We start from the raw sequence: 26,200 nt of genomic DNA on the forward strand, positions 1-26,200 counted from the left end.
CCATGGAAAGTCCAGACGTGTATTATCCGAAAAATCCTGTCCGTATTGTATCTGCTTCCAGTCTGTTTGACGGTCATGATGCATCGATTAACATTATGCGGCGAATAATGCAATCCAGTGGTGCAGAAGTGATTCATTTGGGACATAACCGATCGGTGGAAGATGTGGTGCATGCGGCCATTCAGGAGGATGTTCAGGGAATTGCCATCTCCTCATACCAAGGCGGACATGTGGAATATTTCAAATACATGGTTGATTTATTGAAAGAGCTTGGTGCCGGACACATTAAAGTTGTCGGCGGCGGCGGTGGAACCATTCTGCCACGGGAAATCAAGGAGTTACACGAATATGGTGTCACCTGGATATTTTCCCCGGAGGACGGAAGAAAGTATGGACTGCAAGGCATGATTAACCGGATTTTGGAAAAGTGCGATTTTGTGCCGCCAATTCATGTGAAGAAAGATCAGGAGAAGCTGTTGCATGGAGACCGTGGAGCAATCGCGAAGTTTATTTCTTATGTGGAGAGCAAGGAAGTAGATGATCAGGAGAAACAGGCGGTGCTGAAGGAAATCAGAAAAAAAGCATCAGAATATGATACGCCAGTGCTTGGAATCACCGGTACAGGCGGGGCTGGTAAAAGTTCATTGACCGATGAATTAATTCGGCGTTTTATTCATGGCGTACCAGCTAAAAAAATGGCGATCATTTCGATTGATCCAACCAAGCGAAAAACCGGTGGAGCGTTGCTTGGGGACCGGATTCGTATGAATGCCATTTTTAACGAACGTGTTTACATGCGATCACTGGCGACAAGGGACTCCGGTACGGAATTATCAAAAGCGATTCAGGATGCGATTGATGTTGTCAAAGCGGCAGGCTATGATTTTATCATTGTCGAAACCAGTGGGATTGGGCAAGGTAATGCGGCCGTTACCGATGTGACGAACCTGTCGATGTATGTGATGACGGCCGAATTTGGCGCACCATCGCAATTGGAAAAGATTGATATGATTGATTACGCTGATTTCATTGTCATTAATAAATTTGAACAAAAAGGGTCAGAAGATGCACTGAATCAAGTCCGCAAACAGTATGAACGCAGCCATATGCTGTTTCATCAAGACCCAACCAAGTATCCAGTGTTCGGCACGATTGCCAGTCAATTCAATGACCAGGGTACCAATGCCCTATTTGCCTCGATCATCGATACATTAAATGAGAAGTATGATTGGAATGTTGAGGTTGATTTCGATCGGCATACGATTGCAGAAAAACAAAACATGATTATTACCAATGAACGACGCCATTATTTGCGGGAAATTGCCACACATGTACGGAATTATCATGCCAATGTCAAACGGCAAAGTGATGTTGCCCGCAAACTTTATCAACTTCACGGGGCCAAAGATATTCTTGACGAGAACGCAGACGTTTCCAAGATTGAGGAAAAAATTGGTTCCCTGGAAGAAGCACTTGATGCGAAGTCGAAAAAGCTGCTCGATAGTTGGGACGAAACGAAAGCAAGTTACAGTCAGGATAAAATGACATTTGCGGTTCGAGATAAAGAGATTGAAATGGATATTGTAACGGAATCACTATCGGGGTTAAAGATCCCCAAAATCGCTTTTCCCAAATATACCGATTGGGGTGAGCGGCTAACCTGGTTATTAAAAGAAAATGTTCCTGGTGCGTTTCCATTCACGGCGGGTGTTTTTCCATTCAAACGAAAAGGGGAAGATCCAACCCGACAGTTTGCCGGAGAAGGAACGCCGGAACGTACCAATCGTCGCTTTCATTACCTGTCCAAGAATTCGGAGGCAAAACGGTTATCGACCGCATTTGATTCTGTAACACTTTATGGAGAAGATCCTGCTTACCGGCCGGATATTTACGGAAAGGTTGGCGAAAGCGGGGTTAATATTTGTACATTGGAAGATATGAAGAAGCTGTATGCCGGATTTGATTTAACCGATCCATTAACATCAGTTTCGATGACCATTAACGGACCGGCACCGATTATTTTAGCTATGTATTTTAACACTGCGATTGACCAGCAGCTGGAAAAATTCAAAGAAGAAAATGGCCGGGAACCAAACAGGCAGGAATATGAACAATTGCGAGATGATACTTTGGCAGTTGTCCGCGGAACAGTTCAGGCGGATATTTTAAAAGAAGATCAGGGGCAAAACACGTGTATCTTTTCCACGGAATTTGCTTTACGAATGATGGGGGATATTCAGCAGTACTTCATTGATAAAAAAGTCCGGAATTATTACTCGGTGTCGATTTCCGGATATCATATTGCCGAAGCTGGAGCTAATCCAATCACCCAGCTGGCTTTTACACTGGCTAATGGGTTTACTTATGTGGAATATTATTTGAGCCGGGGAATGGATGTCAATAAGTTTGCCAAAAATCTGTCCTTCTTTTTCTCAAATGGACTGGATCCGGAATATACCGTCATTGGCCGGGTGGCGCGAAGGATTTGGGCAATCGCCATGCGGGAGAAGTACGGTGCCAACGAACGGAGTCAAAAATTGAAATACCATGTGCAAACATCCGGACGATCGCTGCATGCGCAGGAGATTCAGTTTAATGATATCCGCACCACATTGCAAGCGTTATTGGCGATTCAGGATAACTGTAATTCCTTGCACACGAATTCCTATGACGAAGCAATTACCACACCAACAGAAGAATCCGTACGACGGGCGATGGCGATTCAAATGATTATCAACAAGGAGTTCGGTCTGACAAAAAATGAAAATCCAATCCAGGGCTCTTTTATAGTCGAGGAATTAACCGATCTTGTGGAGGAAGCAGTGTTACAGGAATTTGAAAACATGAATGATCGCGGCGGTGTGCTTGGTGCAATGGAACGGCAATATCAGCGTGGTAAAATTCAATCGGAATCTCTTTACTATGAAGGCAAAAAACATTCTGGGGAATTACCGATCATCGGGGTCAATACGTATCTTAGTCCAAACCCGCCATCTGAGGAAGAAATCGATTCAATGGAACTTGCCCGTTCGTCAACGGAAGAAAAAGAGCATCAAATCAATGAGTTACAGCAGTTTCAGCAGGCACATCAAAATGAAGTAGATGCAGCTTTGAAACGGTTGAAACATGTTGCTTCATCCAATGGGAACATTTTTGCCGAGTTGATGGAAACAGTCAAAGTTGCCAGCCTTGGTCAAATTACTAATGCATTGTATGAAGTTGGCGGACAGTATCGGAGAAATATGTAAGGGCGGAGATGAGATGCCAGAGGTCGGAAACCGGATGACGTAGGGTCAAATAGGAAAAGTATGTTACACGCCAAATGGATTGTCGTTTGGCGTGTGTTTTTTGCGGGAAGTGGTTGTCGATGCTGGCGGTCGATATTCGTGCTCCCGCGGTTGATATCCAAGCAAACCTGGTCGATAATCGCATTTCGGGGTTGATACCCGGCAAAGCAGGCTGATACTTACTCGAATGAGGTTGATAGCTGCACTACTACAGTTGATATGAATGCATCATTGGTTGATAGACCTTTATTATAGCTGGATTTTCATTTTTTCCTAGCATATTCAGGCTCGATGTGTTTTAATAAAAGGTATGGTTTATATGTAAAGAGGTTAAAATGGAAGATTATGATTATAAATAATTGAATTGATTATAAATAGGATGCTTCGCTGGCTGAAGCCGTAAAATACTAGGAAAAAGGAAGTGCGTAACCGTGAGCTTGAACAGTTATAGCCGCGAACAATTAGCAGGTATGTCGATGATTGAGTTGGCAAATTTGATTTTGCTGGATGAAAAAAAAGCAACCAATTTTCGGGATGTTTTTGCAAAAATTGCGGAGATCAAAGGGTATACCGATGAACAAAAGAAACAATTTATTGCGCAGTTCTATACTGATTTAAATATTGATGGCCGGTTCATGACCCTTGGTTCCAACATGTGGGGGTTAAAACGCTGGTATCCGGTGGAACAAATTGATGAAGAAATCCCAACCGAGCCAAAGAAAAAGAAGAAGTCCAAGAAAAAGAAGAAAGTGGAACAAGAGCCATACGAATCAGAAGAGTTGGACGTTGTTGATGAAGATCTTGATGAAGTGATCGGTGATTTTGAATTGGATGAATCAGAAGAGGACTACGATGATTTTGATGATGAGTCTTTCGATGTTGAAGAAGAAGACGAAGAAGAGGAAGATACGGAAAAAGAAACGAAATAAGGTGCTACTTTAACGGCCAAAACCTTTTGCGAATGATGTCAGGTTCATGTTTCATATATTCGCAAACCCTGAAATGACAGCTTGACTTTTTCATGCGACATGAGTACAATGCTTATTGGGCTCTTTAATTTAATTTATAAAGCGTTCCTCCAACATGGGGGAGCGCTTTTCGTTTTTACTTAACCTTTTTACGCCCGGCGCCTCGCTTTTTTTGTTTTAAATGGCGCGGGTTTACGCACATTAATGAGTGGTAAGCAGCTTTCCAACAACCAAGCAATACGCTATACAGTATAGAAGAAAGAGGGATTGCAGTGACAAAGTACATTTTCGTAACGGGCGGTGTTGTATCATCGCTTGGTAAAGGAATTACAGCGGCATCATTAGGAAGGTTATTGAAAAATAGGGGACTTAAAGTAACAATCCAAAAGTTTGACCCATATATCAATGTTGATCCTGGCACGATGAGTCCTTATCAGCATGGAGAAGTGTTTGTTACTGAAGATGGTGCCGAGACCGATTTGGATTTGGGACATTATGAACGGTTTACCGACATTAATTTGAATAAATATAGCAATATTACAACAGGAAAGGTTTATTCCAGTGTAATCAGGAAAGAACGCCGAGGAGATTATTTGGGTGGCACCGTCCAGGTTATTCCACATATCACCGATGAAATCAAGGAACAGGTATTTCGTGCCGGACAAGCAACGAAGGCCGATGTTGTGATTACCGAAATTGGCGGGACAGTGGGAGACATTGAATCATTGCCATTCCTTGAGGCAATCCGCCAGATTAAAAGTGATATTGGTCGCGATCATGTCATGTATTTGCACTGTACCCTTGTTCCATACATCAAGGCTGCCGGAGAAATGAAGACCAAACCAACGCAGCATAGTGTGAAAGAATTGCGTTCATTAGGTATTCAGCCTGATGTGATTATTTTACGGACAGAATTTGCGATTAGTCAGGAAATGAAAGATAAGATTGCCTTGTTCTGCGATATTAAAAAAGAATCGGTTATTGAGATGCGTGACGCGGATACCCTTTACCAGGTGCCAATTGCCCTTCAAGAGCAGCATTTGGATCAAATAACCTGTGATCACTTCGGGTTGGATTGCCATCCGGCCGATATGCAAGAATGGAATCAATTGGTGGATAAGGTCCGTCATTTACAGAGGACAGTAACCATTGGTCTTGTCGGAAAATATGTTGAGCTGCCGGATGCATATATCTCGGTGGTAGAATCATTGAAGCATGCCGGATTCCTGTATGACACAGATATCGACATTCAATGGATCAACGCGGAGAAACTTGACCAGGAATCCATGCATCAAGAGCTTAATCAAGTAGATGGAATTTTAGTTCCCGGCGGTTTTGGCGATCGGGGAATTGATGGAAAGATGGAAGCCATTCGCTATGCCAGGGAAAATAACATTCCGTTTTTCGGTATTTGCTTAGGTATGCAGCTAGCTACGGTTGAATTTGCGCGACATGTTGCAGGGCTTCATGGGGCGCATTCTGCTGAAATTGACCCGGATACACCACACCCGATTATTGATTTACTGCCAGAGCAGAAGAATATTTCCGAGTTGGGTGGGACATTACGCTTGGGGAGCTATCCGTGCAAATTGCAGGACGGAACGCAAACAAAGGCCGACTATAACGGGGAAGATCTGGTCTATGAGCGACATCGTCACCGGTATGAATTTAACAATGAATATCGTAAAGTTATGGAAGAGAACGGCTTTGTCTTTTCCGGTACAAGCCCGGATGGTCGATTGGTCGAAACAATTGAGTTAAGCGATCACCCATGGTTTATTGCTTGTCAATTCCATCCGGAGTTTAAATCGCGTCCAACCAGACCACAGCCATTGTTTGCCGGATTTGTCGAGGCAGCAATTAAACAGCAATCAAAATAATTATATCTGGTGGGCTAGGATTGGTAAAAATTCGACTCAGGTTCCTGGATAATCGAGCGTGTTGAAACCTGAGATCTTTTACCGGCTCACCAGTTTTTTGTCTGTAAAAAGAGGATTCTCAAGCGTTTATAGCGAAATAACATAGTGAGAGATATAGAATTGTGCATATAAGGATGGTTGGAGTCTATGCAGAAGTCGATATTAGTTGTTGATGATCAACCTGGTATACGATTATTATTAGTGGAAGTTTTAAAAAATGAGGGTTATCGTGTTGCGACGGCAGAAACAGGGAAGGAAGCACTGGATCAATTATTTCAAAAAACATTTGATTTGCTTATGCTTGATTACAAATTGCCTGTGATCGATGGTTCGGAAGTGATTAGACGTCTCAAACAGGAAAACATAAGCGTTCCAGCAATTATTATGAGCGGTCTTGCAGAAGAGGTAACCAAAAAGTTTGCGGATTATCCGAATGTTAAAGAAGTTATTTCCAAGCCATTTAACATCACTGATATTTGTTCTATCACCAATGGTATTATTGGGCAAGGGAAATAAAAAAAACGATTGTTCCTGTCAAAAACCCTGTTTAACAGGCAATGGCTCCTGCTAAAATCATGTTTCATCTAATTTAATTTGTTGCCACGGAGGTCGTGAGTTGGTATTCTAATAGTATAGTTGAATCGGTACAGAAAGTTTTAATAAGTGAATACGGGAGGATGATTCTGGTGAAATTTTTTGTTGATACAGCCAACATTGAAGAAATTCGTGAGGCAAATGCGCTCGGCATCCTGGCAGGTGTTACAACAAACCCAAGTCTGGTTGCGAAAGAAGGTGTTTCGTTCCATGACCGTCTCAGGGAAATTACTGCAGAGGTTTCCGGTTCGGTAAGTGCTGAAGTTATTTCTGAGGATGCAGAAGGTATGATTAAAGAAGGGAAAGAACTGGCTGCGATCGCTCCAAATATTACGGTTAAGGTACCAATGACTTTGGAAGGTTTAAAAGCGGTCAAAGCATTTAGCGACTTGAATATTAAAACGAATGTAACCTTGATTTTTAATGCTAATCAGGCTTTGCTGGCGGCACGTGCCGGGGCTAGCTATGTTTCACCTTTCCTTGGCCGTTTGGATGATATTGGCCAGCAAGGGATGGATTTAGTGGCCACAATCGCGGAAATTTTCGATCGCCATGGCATTGCAACCGAAATTATTGCTGCATCAATCAGACACCCCATGCATGTGACAGACGCAGCGCTAAACGGTGCACATATCGCCACCATTCCATTCAAAGTATTATCACAGTTAGTTAAACATCCATTAACCGATCAAGGTATCCAAAAATTCCTTGATGACTGGAAAAATGCAAAATAACTGCATGAAACTGGAAAAACTGAGCAAGCTAAATACAAAGGCGGAAGCTGCTACTAATATGGTAGCTGCTTATCGCTTTCTTGTTTGACGATAATCAACAACATATGTGTGTTCAAAAGTGATTTTTGAACGACTCAAAAGGCGGGTTTTCCAATTGCAAAAAATGTTAGTCGAGGGCGGTCATCGGTTAAATGGCAAGGTGCGGATAAGCGGTGCAAAAAATAGCGCTGTAGCACTGTTGCCGGCCGCAATATTAGCTGATTCCGAAGTAACAATTGAAGGACTACCGAAGATTTCTGATGTTTACAATCTTGGTGAACTGCTCAAAGAAATTGGCGGTGAGGTATCATGGGATAACCAAACGATACATATTAAGCCTGAACATATGATATCCATGCCATTGCCCAATGGAAAAGTGAAGAAACTCAGGGCATCTTACTATTTTATGGGAGCCATGCTGGGTAAATTTAAACAGGCTGTAATCGGTCTTCCGGGTGGCTGCCATTTAGGTCCAAGACCAATTGATCAACATATTAAGGGGTTTGAGGCATTAGGTGCCAAAGTAACGAATGAACAGGGTGCCATCTATTTACGTGCAGAGGAATTAAGAGGGGCAAGAATTTATTTGGATGTTGTCAGTGTTGGGGCAACGATTAATATTATGCTTGCCGCAGTGAAGGCTAAAGGAAAAACGGTGATTGAAAATGCTGCAAAGGAACCGGAGATTATTGATGTAGCAACACTGTTGACGAACATGGGAGCCAAAATCAAAGGGGTAGGTACCGATGTCATCCGGATTGAAGGTGTTCCATCATTGCATGGCTGCCGGCATACGATTATCCCTGACCGTATTGAGGCAGGCACATATGCGATAGCTGCCGCGGCAGTTGGTGATGAGGTTATTATTGACAATGTCATTTCCCAACACTTGGAATCCTTACTTGCCAAATTGCGGGAAATGGGTGTGACTGTAGAAGAAGGGGAAGAACAGTTGCTGATAGCGTCCAAGCAGCCGTTGAAAAGTGTGGACATCAAAACGCTTGTATACCCTGGTTTTCCAACCGATCTGCAACAGCCGATTACCACATTATTGACAAAGGCCGTCAATACAGGGGTTGTAACTGATACAATTTATTCAGCCAGGCTAAAACATATAGATGAACTAAGGCGGATGAATGCGGTAATAAAAGTAGAAGGTGGATCGGCTATTGTTTCCGGTCCGGTACAATTGGAAAGTGCACGGGTAAAGGCAACTGATTTACGTGCTGGTGCCGCGCTGATTATAGCTGGTTTAATGGCCGAGGGAATTACCGAAATAACGGGTCTGGAGCACATTGACCGGGGATACCAGAGAATAACAGAAAAACTAACTAACCTAGGGGCAAATGTTTGGCGCGAAGAAATGAGCGCCCAGGAAATAGAACAGTTTCAGAATTCGTAACAACAAAGGCGCCGGAGCCGGACACAGGGCTATAGGTCGTAGGTCAGTTCGGCGTTGTGACAGGCCGTTTATCCCCCGCTTCAGAGTTTGTTGGTTTGATAACGCTTAGAAGTGGGGGATGATTCAGCCGGTCGCACATCCATTCTCTATAGTTTTCCAATCCATTTTTATCATGTGGCCGATCCCAAACAACGGCCAATATCTTAATGCGTGCTAAGTAAAGCGAGGCTGCAAGTACTTGCCATGTTAGCGGGTATGAATCTTGCGGGCTCCATCGATGCAATGATTTATTCCTGCCAGGTACTGCCTCTTGATGCCACTCTTTTTCTACCAGTTCCGTTGTTTTTTTAAAATAGAGTTGAATAATTCCGCTGAAAAAGGTAATATAGTAGATGTTTAATAAGGGTTCATATTGGTTAATATAATTTATAAAACTTCTATTAAGGCTGTTCAAATAAGGCTGTCCAAAGGCAAGGTTCATATCTTGGTGATTCATTAATTGGGCTTGTCTTGCCAGTGTTGAACATCCTCTATCATAGCTTCCGACAAATCTTCATTTCTTCAAAAGTATATACCTTCAAGTTAAGAAGTGGAAATCTCAAGTCATATGATCAGGTAAGCAGTTTCTTGGTGTCTGAACATAGTTGTTTTAATTGAAGAAATTTTATATAGATTGGGAATTTATTCAGATTTATTTTTAATAGCTAGACGACAAATAAATAGGCGTGGTGAAATAAAAGAATGGACACATTAACAATATCGCATTTAGAAACCCTTACACTGAAGGATATTTATGCTTTAGCAAAGGAGTATAAGGTTTCTTATTATGCGAAACTAACGAAAAAAGAATTGATTTTTGCGATTTTAAAAGCGCAGGCGGAAAAAGACGGATATTTATTTATGGACGGTATTTTAGAAATTATCCCATCAGAAGGGTTTGGCTTCCTGCGTCCGATCAATTATTCTCCTAGTGCCGAGGATATTTATATTTCCGCGTCACAGATAAGAAGGTTTGATCTTCGCAATGGGGACAAGGTTTCCGGAAAGGTTCGACCACCAAAGGAAAATGAACGATATTACGGATTATTGCATGTCGATGCCGTAAATGATGAAAATCCTGATTCAGCAAAAGAACGTGTGCACTTTCCGGCGTTAACTGCATTGTATCCGGATCGGTTAATGAATTTGGAAACAGATACGCGAAAAATCTCCACCCGGATTATTGATTTGATGACACCAGTTGGATTTGGACAACGCGGACTAATTGTTGCACCGCCAAAAGCGGGGAAAACGATGTTGTTGAAGGAAATTGCCAATAGCATTTCGAAAAATCACCCACATGCTAAACTGATTATTTTACTAGTGGACGAGCGTCCTGAGGAAGTTACCGATATTGAACGTTCCGTATATCCTGATGTTGACGTGGTCAGCTCTACATTTGATGAAGTACCAGAGAGTCATATCAAAGTATCTGAACTTGTTCTGGAACGTGCGATGCGACTGGTCGAGCATAAACGGGATGTCATCGTGTTAATGGACAGTATTACCAGATTGGCAAGAGCATATAATTTGGTGATTCCCCCAAGTGGCCGGACCCTTTCCGGTGGTATTGACCCGGCAGCATTTCACCGTCCAAAGCGTTTCTTTGGAGCAGCAAGAAATATTGAAGAGGGTGGCAGTTTTACTATATTGGCCACGGCACTGGTAGATACCGGCTCCAGGATGGACGATGTGATTTATGAGGAATTTAAAGGAACAGGAAATATGGAACTGCATTTGGATCGCAACCTGGCAGAACGGCGTATTTTCCCGGCAATTGATATTTTACGTTCTGGAACCCGAAAAGAAGAACTGCTGGTTGACAAAGGCCATTTGGACAAAATCTGGGCTATTCGCAAAACAATGCAGGATTCCAATGACTTCCTTGACCGTTTCATGAAACGATTACGTGCATCAAAAAGCAATGAAGAATTTCTTCAGCAGCTTGATGAGGATATGAAACGCCGTGGAACAAAACGTTAAAATGGTAGAGGTAGAGTCACATAAATAATCGACCGGTTTTCCTTTTTTTGCGATAATAACCACTGATGTATGCTTGCAATCAATGACGCACACTGGTATAATCTCTTTATGTGAGTTTAGATAAGGTATAAAAAGACCTATGACGGCTCTTGCAATAACTCTGTTTCTTCGGGATTCAGGGCAAAAAGGAGTGGAAGAACATGAAAAAAGACATTCATCCAGAGTACCGTAAAGTTGTATTTCTTGATACAAGCTCGGATTTTAAATTCTTGAGTGGTTCTACTCAAAACTCTGACGAAACAATCGAATGGGAAGATGGCAACACATATCCATTAATCCGTGTTGAAATCTCATCTGCTTCACACCCATTCTACACGGGCAAACAAAAAGCAGATAAAGTCGGCGGCCGTGTAGACCGATTTAAGAAAAAATATAATATGAAATAAAAAGTGGAGCCGACCGTTTCAGGCAACACATGATAGGGAATTACAATTGTTCCTTACATCCTAAAACAGGCAAAATGTATAAACGTTGCCTGTTTTTTTACTTTAAAATGCAAACAATAATTAATGAATGTTATGATATACATGGTACATTTACTACATACTTGAAACTGAGAAGGGAGTCCCACCGATGTATGTAATGAACCAAACTGGCTGGGTGGAGGTTATTTGCGGCAGCATGTTTTCCGGTAAATCAGAAGAACTGATTCGTCGAGTTCGTCGGGCAACATATGGCAATTTATCCGTCCGGGTATTTAAACCGGCTATCGATGACCGCTATGCTGGAGACGCGATCGTGTCACACAATGGTACTTCAACCATTGCCCGTCCAATTAATCACTCCAAGGAAATCATGGAAAACATCGATAAACACACCGATGTTGTCGGGATTGATGAAGCACAGTTTTTTGATGATAATATTGTTGCTGTTGTTGATGAACTTGCCAATAAAGGAATCTGGGTGATCGTAGCCGGCTTGGATACTGATTTTCGTGGGGAACCATTTGAGCCGATGCCAAAATTAATGGCCCTAAGTGAAACAGTCACCAAGCTGAACGCCATTTGTCCCATTTGTGGCTCGCCAGCAAGCAGAACCCAGCGACTGATTGATGGAAAGCCAGCCTCCTATGATGATCCGGTCATCTTGGTTGGCGCTTCGGAAACGTACGAGCCACGCTGCCGGCACCATCATGAGGTTCCCAATAAACCCGGCAATCAAATAGAGAATAGCTTTACCAAGATTGTAAAATGAAAAAGAGCGTGCGTATACGCTCTTTTTTTAATGGAAAAGGAAGTATTTTTATTTGCTGAAGTGAATGTCACTCATTTATGGCTTTTTTATCTAACCAATAGCGAATCTCACGGCCGATTCCATCCTCAATTGTTCCATATCTGCCAAGAAAACAAATCTCGCGCCAGATTGCAACACACAAGTGCTCCACTAGCTTTACTAATTAAAATGACCCGAAAATTGCAAGAGAGTAATCTGGGTATTTTTAATCATATTTATTAGAAAAGACCTGATTCACTACATATTCTGGGTATTTACTACTAATCTTCGTAAAAGTTATGAAAAACACAGTTGACAGCGGAAAATCCTATCATTAGGATTAAATTATGGAAAGGGCTTAGATTCTATTTAAGCTTAAGAGTTTTTATTATTTTTTGAGGGAGATGAAGAGATGGCAGGACAAATTCGTATGACACCAGATGAACTGCAGGCGAAGGCACAACGCTATGGCCAAGGTTCAGACAAAATTGATGAAGTCTTGAATGATCTGTCTAATTTACAAGAAGAATTAAGAGGCGAGTGGGAAGGACGTGCCTTTGAACGTTTCGATGATCAATTCAATGAATTGCGTCCAAAAGTAAAAGATTTCGCACAGCTAATGCAGGAAATTCAAGTTCAATTACAAAAAACTGCTGAAGCGGTTGCTGAACAAGACGAAGCATTATCACAAAACTTTGGCCTTCGCTAAGAACTTGGTGACAAGCTGAGTTTTTTTAAGAGTGGAAAAATGAATTCTGTCCATTCTTCACTATTTATGAGCTACACGACGACCATTGTTGTGTAGCTCATGTTCATTACAAATATGTTTTAGAACTCTCCCACTGAATGAATGTTTACTTTATTATCATATGGAACGAGCAGGAGATGTTGATCAATGAAAAAGGGATACAAACAGTTGGCATTGTTCCTGGTTTTAATGCTTGTCCTTGCTTCCGGATTGTCTTATTTATCGTTGCATCATGTGACGAAAAAGCAGGATCCGCAAGATGTACAGACCATGTCCATTGCTTTGGTAAATGAAGATCAAGGTACGATGTTTAATAACTACGAACTGAATTTTGGGGACGCGTTTGTTAAAGGTATGGACAAAAACAATGACCAGGATTGGTACGTTGTTAGCCGTGGTGTTGCGGAAAACGGGCTGGAAGAGAATACATACGATATGATGATTGTCATACCAAACGACTTTTCAAAAAAGGCATTATCGATCGATTCCGATTCACCTGAACAAGTCGAATTAAATTATAAGATTAATGCCTCCAAGAATGAGGATGTAAAAGCGCGGGCAGAAAAGACGGCCAGTTCTGTATTAAATGATTTTAACCGTCGCATTATTGATGTATATTTTGCCAGTGTGATTGGGCATCTGCAAAATGCGCAGGATAACATTGGCGGGATCATAGATAAGGAAGCGGAATATACATACACATACAACAATGACATCCATGATCCGCTCGCCAATTATACGAATCAGTTTCAAACAGTAAAAAACAGTACAAAAATCTCCAAAGATAGTTTCAGCGGATTTGAAAATACACTGGACTCCTTTAATAATAGTTTGTCAGACCGGGTAGATTCTGCTCAAGACTATTTATCTAGTATTAACGATACAGCACAATTACATCAGGCGAATAGTGCTCTATCGATGAATTTCCTTGATCAGTTAAATCAGTATCAAGGTCAGGTCAACAGTGCAGATATAGAAGAGCAGCTAAATCAATTGCAAGCTGCCAACCAAATGATTAGCCAGCAGTTTCAAAAACGACAAGATGATTCAAAACGTGATATGAGAAGTATTGTGACCGATACAAGGATGTTGCGGGCGCGTCTTCAGGATGCACTGGACACGGTCAATCAAGCACAGAAAAATGTCGATCAGATGCTGGAAACCGATATTCTTGATGATAAAGTGGGAAAAAAACTGTCGAAAATTATCGGGGACGCATTTAACAGTGAAAATGGCGATATGAGTGCCAATAAGTTTTTTGATTACGCGGATAACAACACTCGGGAATATATTGAAACACAAATTTCCAAGCTGCCTACCCTGGATGAAAATGTGATTGAGGGGTCGGGTCTTTCCCAAGGTACAGTTACCGAAATTAAAAACGTTTTGGCGATAACGAAGAAATATAAGGATGAGTTCGGCTCGGTAGAATCAGATACCGATGAAGACAAGATTTTAAATGTACAGGCATTGAAAGATTACTTGCACAAGACTGGGGTAACCATGACAGATTCCGTCATTCTTCCCGAGAACAAAAAGTCTGAGTCTGGGCAAATATTTGAGTTGCATGATATCCCTGATGAATTTACGGTCGAACGGTTAGCTTTACAGCTGCCAAATCAGCAAGAGGCCAACTATACCGATGCCTATTATCAAAATCATCAGATCAAATTGCCTGCAAATGTTAAAGGCAAGTTCAACGTTAAATTAACACTGCGGCTGAAGGATCCTGCCAGTGATATTGATGTCTACCAGCTGGCAAAATGGAGCTGGAGTCTGCATCAAAAGGACATTACCGATGCTGATGAGCCGGATGAATATACTTTAACAACTATGCCCAATACCCCGCTGGTTGCCAGTATGACGGAAGAAAAGGGCAACGACAACAAGGGAGAAGACAACAGTACCCAGCAACCAGATGCATCTGATAATAAAACGGATGAGGAACAACCAGATGACAAGGATACGGACGAAAAAAACGATGACACTGATCAACCAGCTGACAAGGATAATCAAGATAAAGACAAGGATAATCAAGATAAAGCAGACACAGATGATAATGAGGATAACCAGCCGGATGACAACGAAAAGGAATCTGAACAGCCGGGAAATCCTAAAGACGACAATGATACGGATGCCTATAAAGACAAAAATGAAGATCAAGACGAGAATAAGGAAGCGAACAAGGGAGATGAAGGTGATAAAGATGACGATGAGATTGAAAAAGTGGAAGTCATCAACAACACTATCCACCATGAAGTCGCATCACCTGTCATTGATGAAGCAACAAAGGATTTGATTCATGCAGTAACCAATACAATCGGTCCATACCAAAAATTGCTCGCTTCCTATGAGACCTATTTCGGGATTGATTTAACTTGTGACAACGCTGGTGGTCCTGGCGCGTGTTCTACGGTGGGGAATAATGGCAAAAGGTTGGAGGATATTGCTTCCAAGTCATCACTCTACTATCTGTTTAATAAAAAGGACACGGACGCAGTATTAGCTGATTATGTAATTGGTCGAATCAAAGCAGGTGTTACCGAGGAAGTTCGACAGCCACTGGAAAATTTACGGAATCGAATAACCGCGTATCAGGCATTTGTCGAAAAAACCGATGAAAATGCCGAACAGCTGGCCCAAAAAGTTTCCGATACAACGGATGCCGCCGCTTTGATGAATGAAAGCCTTGGAAAAACACTGGAGAGCATTACCAATTGGCGCGAACAAAGTATGGATCTGGTAGAAAATCATGCAGAAATTCAGCAAAACAATGATCAGGAACAAACTGCAGTGATGTCACTGGGCCAACAGTTTCAGCCATTATTAATGCAAAGTCAGGCCCTTGCCGATCAAGCGAGCGGGAATCTGCAATCGGCTTCCCGTGTGTATCAGACTTTTGATACGATCGATGACCAGGCAAGCGCCATTCAGGATAGCGGCGTTGCATTGGTGAATAAAGCGAAAGATCTTTCGACAAATATGACCAACAAAGTTTTGGATGACCAGGAATTTGCGGACAATTTTACGGGTGTGCTTGCCAACAGTCGAATTGGTGACCGGCAAAATGAGGATCTGTATGATTTCCTTTCCAACCCGGTAGAAACAAAAAATCAAGGAATTATTCTTGCCGGTGATACATTCACGCCATATTTCCTTGTGTTGATTTGTTTTATTGTCGCATTGTTTACAGCATATGTAATTTCCCTGAACAACCAGCGACGAACGGCAGGAGATCAGTTCGAACACGAGCAATCATTAATGGGCAAAAATGCGTTGATAACCGGAATCACCGCCAGTATTGGTATCGCCGAGGGATTAGTCATTGGACTCGTTTCCGGATACTTCCTGGGAATCAATAACGGGCAATTGATGATGTGGACCGGGTTAATAATCCTAATCATGCTCGCCATGCTGCTAGTGTCATCATACTTGCTGCGACAAATAAAAATGATTGGAATGTTTATCCTGCTTGCGATGTTAAGTGTCTATTTACTCTTAACCAAAGCATTGGGATCCGGACTCGGTGGTGTCGATACATTGCGAATGTATTCTCCTTTACAATATGTTGAAACCTTAATGACCAAGGTGACACAGGGGGACGATGGTTATTTCATGATAATGATGGTCATGATTGGGGTCATCCTGGTCGGTGCACTGGCTAATTTACTTGTCATACATCGCTCTGATAAAAGTAAATCGAAGGATGATGAACATGTTGCTGAGGCGAACTAAGCTCCTTTTTCTGTGTATATGTTGTTTTCTGCTGATGTTGCCTGTTACCGCATCAGCAGAAGACGATTCAAAAAACAAGGGTCAAATACAATGGAAGATTGATCGGATTATTCAAGGAGACAACGAGGGGCTCGAACGGAATACCGAAACAGAACAGGAAAAAAGGTTGCCAGATTTATTTAAAGAAGAAACCAAGAATAAGATAACATCGAAGCAAAAGGACCAGAAGGAATCGATGGAAGACTTGGAGCATTCGCTATTTACGATGGATATGGAGCCGGATACAACAGTAAAACAGGTCAAGCAATCATTGTTTACGGCGGACTATACGGCCCCAAAAGCAGAGAAACATAACGATCAGGAAGAGGAAAGTCAATCATGGTTCAATAACATGCTGTTCATCGTGCTGGCAGGTCTTGCTTGTATATTGTTTGGCGGTGTCTTTATCATGATGCGGAAATTGACAGATTAGGAGTGTGGGAAGATGTTACATGATACACATATTAATGTGACCATCGATTTTACCAGTTGTGGAAATGGCGGCATATATGATTTACGGATTCCCATCCAATTATCCGTCAAACAATTGCTGTTGGATGTGATCGATACCTTGAAACTGGACAAGTTGGATCGTTCCCGCTGTGCCGTAAAAGTGATTACCAAAGATTTGCTCTTGGCAGACGATGATATGTTAATCGATTTTCCCATAGCCGATGGAGACATTCTAACTGTTTTATAAAATCGGCTTATTGAACAAAGGCTGATGGAGGTACTTCTTCATCAGCATGTTTTACAAGAGAAGAAATAATAAAATTTATATCTGTATGAAATCTTTAACCAGAAAGGCCATGTCCAGCTTCAGCGCCCAACGGCTAGTGTGCTTCCTTCACCTCCGTACGATAAGTCAACATCGGTTCGGAGACAAAGGAAGGCCGACTAAGAACGGGCTTGCGCTCAGGCGTCGGCATACCCCTTTTGCAGGGGCATGTTTCCTTTATCTCCATGGTAGGAATGTTCGGTTAAAACCGCTGCTTTGCGCAGCAACACCGAACCACCCGTGTTGCGCGGGCGCAGCACATACGCTGCTGAACGGACCGCTTACGCCTTTCTTGATAGGAGCTTCAATGGAGGAGTCATAGGAATGAACGAAAAAACGATTGAATTTGATCGGCTCACACTGCAATTTTCAATAGAAGAGGGTATCTGGCAATTAGCACTGCCTAAGTCGCAAACCCGGGCAAAGGATATCCGGCAGCTAGCAATGATGCAACAGGCTCCTGAGGATGGATTTGTACCGGTGCAGGCAGAGGAAGAAGGGGATTCCTTTACGTTTTCATTTGCGGTCGGCCAGAATAACAAACATTGGGAAAAGGTCAAACAGCTGCGACGTAATGAAAAATTACGGCTGCTGTGTAATGTATCCCGGCTCAAAAAATATTTGTCAACAAGAATTACCTTTTTCCTCCATCCGGATAACTTGGTGTTCGATGATAACCTGATGCCTTTGATTGTCTACCGGGGGATTCGTGATATTGTTCCACCTTTTTCGATGAGTGAACAAGATTTTCTCAAACAATTAAAATGCCTAAGTATCGCCCTTATTTCCAATAAATATAGTTTTGACCAGCTGTACAATGGGGCGCTTGCCAACGCTAAGGAAACAGAATTTGAAAAACAGGTTAGCGGTATGGATGATCTTGCCGAACTGATAGCATTTTTGGAAGAAAGCTATCAGGCAGAGCAAAAGAAAACCCAGCGGCAGATGCAAGTTGTCCCCATTAAACGATTTCGTCTGTTTAAACAATTATCGATTATCATGATCATAGTTGCGGTCCTGTTGGCGGCACCACTTGCCTACTTCGGGTTTGTTACCATGCCATACCAGCACAAATTATTGGATGCCCATGATGCATATCTGGCTTCCGATTATGGAGAAGTGATTTCGACGCTCGAGAAAACAAATCCGGAAAAACTGCCCAAAGCGACCAAATACATTTTAGCTTATTCCTATATTACGGTAGAAAATTTATCGGATGAAAATAAGGAAGCCATCATGAAAAATGTTAGCCTAAAAAGTGATGATAATTACTTGCTCTATTGGATTTACAATGGACTTGGAGATCTGGAAACGGCAATGGATAAAGCCAAATATATCGATGATCCACAGTTGATTATGCACGGGATGATCCAACAGATTGAAGAAGCACAAAATGATCCGGATTTAAATGGGTCTGAACGAGATGAGAAGGTCAATGATTTAGAAGATGAATTGGACAAATACAAAGAAGAATATCTGGAGAACGATGACGATGAGGATGAAGCGGATAGCTCCGCGGCTGCCGGGGTAAAGGAGCAGGCAAAAGAACAAGCAAAGAAAGATAAGGAAGACAACAACAAGAAAAAAGCAGAAGACAAGAAACAAGATGAAGATAAGAAGAAAGACAAGCAAAAGAAAGATGAAAAGGATAAGAAAAAAGACTAGGTTCTGCTTAACAACTAGATGGACAGGTTTGGAGAGGAAGAAACAAAGATGGCTCAGAAAACATTGATGGTAAGCTATAGTGACCAACTGCATAAATGCCATTTACCCGATAACACGCCGAAAGAACTGACGGTGGGAAATGATTGGGCGGATACGGTGACATTTTTTACGCTGGATCGCTCCATCGCGGTTCATTGGGATGGGGAAGTATGTTATATTGCCGATCAGGTTTTACATAAAAATAAACAGTTGACCATTGCAGCGGATCAGCCGATACATTTTTATTTAATGGACAAGATGGAAGGTCAAATTTATGACGTAGCCGGTAAGCGCAGTATTACATTTGGCAATCACGATTATGATGATGTCATGATCAAAGACGTTCCGGTTGACTTTGTTCTTGTCCGGGAAACAGACAAACGGGGATTTTCTCTGGAGGTTCAGGAAGGGGATATTTACCATAACTTTACCCGGGCAAAGTTAAATATGCATCTTGAACCTGGGGATGAATTATTTTTTGCCGGAGTGTTTGTCCTGATTCGAACAGACGATATCCAGATTCATGCACCGGGGAAACAAGTAGCATCCAAGTTGATCCCGCTTGTAGAGGCTGACAATCATTTTAGCGTGGAATATCCCGATTACCATCGTTCACCAAGAATCATTTATCGGGAACCGGAGGAAAAGCGGGTCATTGCCAAGCCATCCAATAAACCGTCCAAACCAAGCGAACAATTGGCACGAACGATTGTCCCGCCACTGGTTATGATTGCCGCACTCGTGATTATTACGTTGATTCATCCGCGCGGGATCTATATTATTGTGATGCTGGCGATGACCGTGACAACGATTATCTTTTCCATCACATCATACGTAAAAAGTGTAAAAAAATATAAAAGAGACATGAAACACCGTGATAAAACATACCGTGAATATCTGCAACGAAAGATGAAAGAGCTCTACCATACCAGTGAAGAACAGCGTCATGCATTGGCGTATCATTATCCAAATGTGGAACAAATCCGGGATATGGCATTGCGTATTGATGCACGGACCTATGAGAAAACGATGTTCCACCATGACTTTTTACATTTTCGCACCGGACTTGGGCAAGTGGATTCCAGCTTTGAGATTGAATTTAAAGAGGAGGAGTTTACCCAGGAACAAGATGTACTAGTTGATATGGCACGTGAATTACGTTCCCAATACCAAGGGATAACCGATGTTCCAGTGGTCACCTCACTTACCAAGGGGCCGGTCGGTTATATCGGCCAGCGGGAACTTGTACTGGAACAACTACAATTATTAGTCATGCAAATCGCCTTGTTTCAAAGTTATCACGATGTGCAATTTATTACGATTTTTCCAGAAGAAGAAAAAACGGATTGGAACTGGATGCGCTGGCTGCCACATGCCAGTTTGCAAGATTTGAACGTTCGCGGATTTATCTATCATGAACGATCCCGTGACCAAGTCTTGCATTCGATATATCAAGTGTTGAAAGAACGCAAGCTGGTGTTGGATGAAAAAGCCAATCAAAACGAGAAAACCTATTTTTCACCGCATTATGTCGTGCTGATAACCGATGAGAAGCTGATTTTGGACCATACGATCATGGAATTCTTTAATGACGATCCAAGCGAGCTCGGTGTTTCCCTCGTGTTTGTCCAGGATGTAATGCAGTCTTTACCGGAACATGTCACAACGGTAATTGATATTCGTGACGCAAAAAGCGGAAATATTATCTTGGAAGAAGGCGAATTGGTCAACCACAGTTTCGTACCGGATCATTTTCCAGCAGGCTTTAACAAGGAAGATGTCTCCCGGGCGCTGGCTCCACTCAACCATTTGCAAAGTCTGAAAAACACGATACCGGAAAGTGTTACCTTTTTGGAAATGTACGGTGTAGAGAAAGTGGAGCAGTTGGGGATTGCCCAGCGCTGGCAGCAAAATGAAACATATAAAAGCATGGCTGTTCCGCTGGGGCTGCGTGGAAAAGACGATATCGTGCAGTTGAATTTACACGAAAAAGCACACGGGCCACACGGACTTGTCGCCGGTACGACTGGCTCGGGTAAATCAGAAATCATTCAATCCTATATTCTGTCATTGGCTGTCAATTTCCACCCGTATGAAGTTGCCTTTCTCTTAATTGACTATAAAGGCGGTGGCATGGCGAACTTATTCAGGAATATGCCGCATTTACTCGGGACGATTACCAACCTCGACCGGGCACAGGCATTACGCGCGCTGGCATCAATCAAAGCAGAACTGCAAAAACGCCAGCGCTTATTCGGGGAACACAATGTTAACCATATTAACCAATATCAGAAGCTGTACAAACAAGGAGAAGCAAGTGAAGCCATGCCCCACCTGTTCCTGATATCCGACGAGTTTGCCGAGCTAAAAGCAGAACAACCGGATTTTATGAAAGAATTGGTATCCACGGCACGGATTGGTCGTTCGTTGGGCATTCATTTAATCCTGGCAACACAAAAACCAAGCGGGGTTGTCGATGACCAAATCTGGTCGAACTCCAAATTCAAGCTGGCACTCAAAGTACAAAATGCCAGTGATTCCAATGAAGTGCTGAAAACCCCCGATGCAGCGGAAATTACTTTGCCAGGTCGGGCATATTTGCAGGTCGGGAACAATGAAATCTATGAACTGTTCCAGAGCGCCTGGAGTGGAGCGGATTATGTCCCGGATAAAGATGATCATGAACTGGTCGATACTACCATCTACGCCATCAATGACTTGGGACAGTATGATATTTTGACCGAGGACTTGAGCGGATTAGACAAGAAAGACGAGATTGAGCAGACACCAACGGAATTGGATGCGGTGATTGATTATATTCACGATTATACGGAGGCGCAGCAGATTGAGCCATTGCCAAGGCCGTGGTTGCCGCCATTGCCTGAGCAGATCTTTGCCCAAGACTTGCATCCGGTCGATTTTAAAGAGGCTTGGCAGGAGCCCAAGAAGCTATTACACGCAACCATTGGCTTGTTAGACCAACCGGAATTACAGGCACAGGAGCCACTAATAATCGATTTGACGAAAAACGGACATATCGCTGTTTTCTCCAGTCCCGGTTATGGAAAATCTACCTTTCTGCAAACATTGGTCATGGACCTGGTTCGGCAGCATAATCCGGAGCACTTGCATATTTATTTACTAGACTTTGGCACCAACGGGTTATTGCCATTGAAAAACTTACCACATGTGGCGGATATGATGTTAGTTGATGAAATAGAAAAGATCGGTAAGTGGATTCGTTTATTAACCAACACTATCAAAGACCGAAAGAGGAAGTTAAGTCAATATGGTGTAGCGAATATGGAGATGTATGAAAAGGCAAGTGAAGAAACCGTGCCGAACATTATGATTGCGATTGATAACTATGACACGGTAAGGGAAGCAGATTTCGGGGAAGAATTTGATCGGTTAATTACGCAAATCGCCCGTGAGGGTGCAAGCATTGGTATCCATTTAGCGATCAGTGCAGGCAGACAAAACGCCTTGAAAATGCCGTTATTATCTAATATGAAACTGCAAATCGCTTTATATTTAATTGATTCCATGGAAGTACGATCGATTGTTGGAAAAACGGATTTGGAAATTGAGGAAATCGCCGGACGCGGATTGGTGAAATTGGAAGATCCAGCATTGTTTCAGGCTACCTTGCCGGCAGAAGGTGAAGAAGCACTTGGTATGATTGATAAGATTCAAGAGACGGCGAAATTGATGGATGAGCATTGGGATGGGGAGCGGCCTGAGGACATTCCGATGATGCCTGAGGGAGCAATTGATTTTGAGCAGTTCAAGAAAAATAAACGAACGAAAAAGCACGTCGAAAAGGAATTGCTACCATTGGGGCTTGAATTCGAGGAAGTTACCCCACTTGTATATGATCCGGAGAAATACAATTTCCTTACTGTTGTCAGTGACCGAAAAGACGGTCTCGATAAACTGACCAATGCACTTGCGAAAAATATGACGATGCTGAATGGTGCATACCATACCATGTTAATCGATACCAATGATAAGCCGCTTATAGACATAGGAAACCAATTAAATGCTTACCCCTCGGATGCAGAGGGTGTTACCGTGGTAAAAGAAGATCTGATAACTGAAATTAATCATCGTTTACAAGGAAATGCGGAAAAAACTAAGTGGCTTGTTATGATTAAAGATTTGAAAGATTTTGCATCCCGGAGTAAGCTGGATGATAAGGAGTTGCCATTACTATTGGAAGAAGGACCTTCCGTTGGCATTCATTTTATTATATGCGGAGACTATGGATTTATCGGAAGCAGTTATGACCCGGCACCAAAATACGTCCGCAGGCAATCAACAGTTGGTCTGCTCACGATGCGGCTTGGCGACCAGGATATATTCAGCCAGCCGTTTATCCGAAAAGAAAAATATCCAAATCCATATGAATGTTATTACGCCATGGATCATGAATATGTGAAAATAAAAATTCCGGAATAAGGAGGAGTGTAGATGGGCGCAGGAACATCGCTTAGCAGTTTGAAAAAGCAAAAGACAACGGTCGAGGCAGGAATGGAAAATTCAAGGAACATGATTTCGGCTGCAACTGAAAAAGTTAAACGTCTGCAGGAGGCATCAAGCTCTATGCAGACCAGCATTCAAAGTTTAACAAACATTAAGAAGGAGATTGATGACTTTGAAGTGAACAAGTCAAAATGGGAGGGTGAAGAGGAGAAGCAATTTGAAGCAAAATATAACTCCTATGGCGTTTTTGTAGGAATGTATGACTCTGATACGAGCAAAGCAAAACAACAAATTGATGAAGATCTTGAGGCGGCAAGAAAAGAAAAGGCTCATGCCGAGGCTGGACTGGAAAATCTGCAAAATGTATTGGACAGCTTGGAGTCCAATATTAAAGCAGCGAAGGAGGATTAATAGAGATGGCTGAAGAAGTTAGTATTAAAATAAGTGAATTTAACTCGAATATTAACAGCCTGCGGTCAGCTTGTTCCAGCATTAAGAGTAGCATCAATATAACTCGGGAATTTGATAAAACGAATCTTAAGCCATTTATGGATGATCTGGAAACAACGATTGATGCCATCAAGTTGTTAGAAAGGTATAAACAGATGTTGGATTCCGATATTAATGCATTGGATAACGTCGGGAAAGAAATGGTAGAAAATGATGAGCAACTGGCTAAGGTAAGCGGACCACAAATGATGAAATGATCGTGCATAAGGAGGGTAACGAATGGCAAATAAAGTGGATATGTCCGAGGTAAACGATTTTTCAAAAGATCTGCAAGAAGCTTCCGCCGATTTTCAGTCTCAGTTAGACAAGGTAATAGAAAATATTGAAACGATTAATGGCATGGATTCCTTTTCAGGAAAAGCAGCAAAGGAAGCGAAACAATATTTTGGCGAACTGCATGTAACATTATTGGATTCATTTAAAGGGTTGTTTGATGACCTTGAAGGAAATTTGCAGCAGCATATCGATACATTCGAATCCGATGTCGATAGCAGCGATTCTGCCATCATTAAGAGCAATTATTTGAAGAATGTCAAGAAAGACATTAATGAAGTATTTGAGGATTTGGAGAAGCAGGACGAAATCATCCATGATATAATTGGAAAAGTGAATGATATTTCTTCCGTTACTCCCCCGTCTTTTACGGATGTAGTCGAATGGAAAAAGAAGGCGGTCAAGAAAATTACAGAGCTGGATGAAGATTTATCCTCGTTCAATGGTGTAGGCGATGAAACAGATGTGAAACAAGTCATAAATCAGATTGAAACAGTGATGAATAATGCTAAAGCGAGTGAAGGGAAAGCGCGGTTTGCGGATTTTGAAGGTGCTTCTGAGGGTAGTGAGCTAGCGAAGTTAAAGAGTTACAGTGAGGGTAAGAAAGAAGAACAGATGGAGAAGGCTAAGAATATTAAGGAAAGTGCGCTTAAGGAACTAAATAAACCTTCATCCAGAGAAGTAGTAAATAAAGCCTACACAGAATTTAAGAACGGTGAAATTGACTATGATCAATTCACTGCCATATTGAATGTCGTTAAAAGTACAAATGGAAATATGAGTGAAGAAGAGTTAAAGGAGGAGTCAACAGATAGTTTTATAAAATACTTGGAAGATCATGATATGCTGGAACAATATTTGGATGATCATCAGACTTTCGCAGAGTACGTTGTGAAAAAAATGCCTAAAATGCTTTGGGAACATGCAGAAGGATATTTACCTATCTTCTTAAAGAAATCGGGGCTTAGTAGAAAAGAGTTAGCTGATTATTTAATGGAAAGTGAAAAAGAAATATCCTCTCGAACGAAGGTAGCGGATCTGAATTTTTATAGGGAAATAAAAGATACGTATAAACAGTCTGATAAGTTGTTACAGTTTTCTAAGTATGCAAAAGGAGCAGGAAAGGCATTTGGATGGGCAGGAGTCGGTTATGGCTTTTATGATGATGTTGCAAATAATGGTAAAACAGCGGGAGAAGCAGTCGCGCATAGCGGAACAGTATTAGCAATAGGAACTTCAATTGCGTTGGCGTTTCCTCCGGGGGGAGTGGCTGTAGCGGTTGGTGTAGGAGCAACAGCAGCTTTTGAATTTTTATATAGTCATAACACTTTAGGCCTCCAAGACAGTTTGGATAAAGCAGGTGAAAAAATAAGCGAGTGGGGAAAAGCAGCAGGGGACTTTTTCAAGAATCCAGGTGAGTCTATAGCTAGCGGTCTTAGTTCTTTGAATCTCTTTGCTTAATGGACAAGAACGAATGACGAAGATTAGGAGATTGCTTTATGAAAGGCGAAGTACAACATTTAGCTAACAATGAACGTTTTCGAATTTTGAATATCGATGGGGAAACCTACATCATGGATATAGAACGATCCTTTTGGAAGATTATTTTTCCATTTTTCTTCTGGCTTCTTCCCAATTATATTTTCAAAGTTGAGGATCAGGCTGTTATAGAACGATTAAAGACCGAAAAA

20 protein-coding genes are annotated in these 26,200 nt (G+C 42.0%); 19 read left to right on the top strand and 1 reads right to left on the bottom strand.

Going from position 1 to position 26,200, the window contains the following annotated elements; genetic code table 11:
• The first annotated feature begins 2 nt into the window (after positions 1-2).
• From icmF to ABRT01_RS09380, 6 genes are all read left to right on the top strand, one after another.
• Positions 3-3,248, top strand: a complete 3,246-nt coding sequence (gene icmF, locus ABRT01_RS09355) for a fused isobutyryl-CoA mutase/GTPase IcmF (protein ID WP_367746879.1) — start codon at positions 3-5, stop codon at positions 3,246-3,248.
• A 470-nt stretch (positions 3,249-3,718) separates the two neighbouring features.
• Entirely contained in the window at positions 3,719-4,216 is a 498-nt protein-coding gene (gene rpoE / locus ABRT01_RS09360) for a DNA-directed RNA polymerase subunit delta (protein ID WP_367746881.1), read from the top strand.
• A 311-nt stretch (positions 4,217-4,527) separates the two neighbouring features.
• Entirely contained in the window at positions 4,528-6,135 is a 1,608-nt protein-coding gene (locus tag ABRT01_RS09365) for a CTP synthase (RefSeq protein WP_269410557.1), read from the top strand.
• 186 nt (positions 6,136-6,321) lie between these two features.
• Positions 6,322-6,690, top strand: a complete 369-nt coding sequence (locus tag ABRT01_RS09370; protein WP_269410556.1) for a response regulator — start codon at positions 6,322-6,324, stop codon at positions 6,688-6,690.
• 170 nt (positions 6,691-6,860) lie between these two features.
• Complete coding sequence (fsa, locus tag ABRT01_RS09375) at positions 6,861-7,502, top strand: fructose-6-phosphate aldolase (RefSeq protein ID WP_269410555.1); 642 nt, start codon at positions 6,861-6,863, stop codon at positions 7,500-7,502.
• A 154-nt stretch (positions 7,503-7,656) separates the two neighbouring features.
• The gene (locus ABRT01_RS09380; protein ID WP_269410554.1) at positions 7,657-8,943 is read left to right on the top strand and encodes a UDP-N-acetylglucosamine 1-carboxyvinyltransferase; all 1,287 of its coding nucleotides are present in this window, start codon (positions 7,657-7,659) and stop codon (positions 8,941-8,943) included.
• 43 nt (positions 8,944-8,986) lie between these two features.
• Here the strand turns inward: ABRT01_RS09380 and ABRT01_RS09385 are convergent, their stop codons facing one another.
• Complete coding sequence (locus tag ABRT01_RS09385) at positions 8,987-9,439, bottom strand: hypothetical protein (protein WP_367746885.1); 453 nt, start codon at positions 9,437-9,439, stop codon at positions 8,987-8,989.
• A gap of 245 nt (positions 9,440-9,684) precedes the next feature.
• Between ABRT01_RS09385 and rho the strand changes: the two genes are divergently transcribed.
• From rho to ABRT01_RS09450, 13 genes are all read left to right on the top strand, one after another.
• Complete coding sequence (gene rho / locus ABRT01_RS09390; RefSeq protein ID WP_269410552.1) at positions 9,685-10,965, top strand: transcription termination factor Rho; 1,281 nt, start codon at positions 9,685-9,687, stop codon at positions 10,963-10,965.
• Between the two features lie 200 nt (positions 10,966-11,165).
• A complete protein-coding gene (locus tag ABRT01_RS09395) occupies positions 11,166-11,411 on the top strand; it encodes a type B 50S ribosomal protein L31 (protein ID WP_269410551.1) in 246 nt (81 codons plus the stop codon).
• A gap of 187 nt (positions 11,412-11,598) precedes the next feature.
• Positions 11,599-12,219 (top strand): thymidine kinase, encoded by a 621-nt coding sequence (locus tag ABRT01_RS09400; protein WP_269410550.1) that lies wholly within the window; start codon positions 11,599-11,601, stop codon positions 12,217-12,219.
• A gap of 430 nt (positions 12,220-12,649) precedes the next feature.
• Positions 12,650-12,946, top strand: coding sequence for a WXG100 family type VII secretion target (locus ABRT01_RS09405; protein WP_269410549.1), 297 nt, complete (start codon positions 12,650-12,652; stop codon positions 12,944-12,946).
• A 186-nt stretch (positions 12,947-13,132) separates the two neighbouring features.
• Entirely contained in the window at positions 13,133-16,720 is a 3,588-nt protein-coding gene (gene esaA, locus ABRT01_RS09410; protein ID WP_269410548.1) for a type VII secretion protein EsaA, read from the top strand.
• Positions 16,701-17,192, top strand: coding sequence for a type VII secretion protein EssA (gene essA, locus ABRT01_RS09415; protein ID WP_269410547.1), 492 nt, complete (start codon positions 16,701-16,703; stop codon positions 17,190-17,192). Before esaA ends, essA begins: the two co-directional genes overlap by 20 nt.
• 12 nt (positions 17,193-17,204) lie before the next feature.
• On the top strand, positions 17,205-17,459 hold the full coding sequence (locus tag ABRT01_RS09420; RefSeq protein WP_269410546.1) for an EsaB/YukD family protein: 255 nt from the start codon (positions 17,205-17,207) through the stop codon (positions 17,457-17,459).
• Positions 17,460-17,861: 402 nt separating this feature from the next.
• Positions 17,862-19,202: a type VII secretion protein EssB gene (gene essB, locus ABRT01_RS09425; RefSeq protein ID WP_269410545.1), complete on the top strand. Its 1,341-nt coding sequence runs from the start codon at positions 17,862-17,864 to the stop codon at positions 19,200-19,202.
• Positions 19,203-19,250: 48 nt separating this feature from the next.
• Positions 19,251-23,702 carry a type VII secretion protein EssC gene (essC, locus tag ABRT01_RS09430; protein ID WP_269410544.1) on the top strand — a complete coding sequence of 1,484 codons (4,452 nt, stop codon included), beginning with the start codon at positions 19,251-19,253 and terminating at the stop codon, positions 23,700-23,702.
• 12 nt (positions 23,703-23,714) lie between these two features.
• Positions 23,715-24,137 (top strand): YwqH-like family protein, encoded by a 423-nt coding sequence (locus tag ABRT01_RS09435; RefSeq protein ID WP_269410543.1) that lies wholly within the window; start codon positions 23,715-23,717, stop codon positions 24,135-24,137.
• Between the two features lie 5 nt (positions 24,138-24,142).
• The gene (locus ABRT01_RS09440; protein WP_269410542.1) at positions 24,143-24,433 is read left to right on the top strand and encodes a TIGR04197 family type VII secretion effector; all 291 of its coding nucleotides are present in this window, start codon (positions 24,143-24,145) and stop codon (positions 24,431-24,433) included.
• Positions 24,434-24,455: 22 nt separating this feature from the next.
• Positions 24,456-25,970: a T7SS effector LXG polymorphic toxin gene (locus ABRT01_RS09445; RefSeq protein ID WP_367746892.1), complete on the top strand. Its 1,515-nt coding sequence runs from the start codon at positions 24,456-24,458 to the stop codon at positions 25,968-25,970.
• Positions 25,971-26,008: 38 nt separating this feature from the next.
• Positions 26,009-26,200: DUF443 family protein (locus ABRT01_RS09450; protein WP_367746894.1), on the top strand; the 192-nt coding region annotated here is incomplete at its 3' end.

This window comes from Lentibacillus sp. L22, assembly GCF_040812445.1.
GTDB lineage: Bacteria > Bacillota > Bacilli > Bacillales > Amphibacillaceae > Lentibacillus_C > Lentibacillus_C daqui.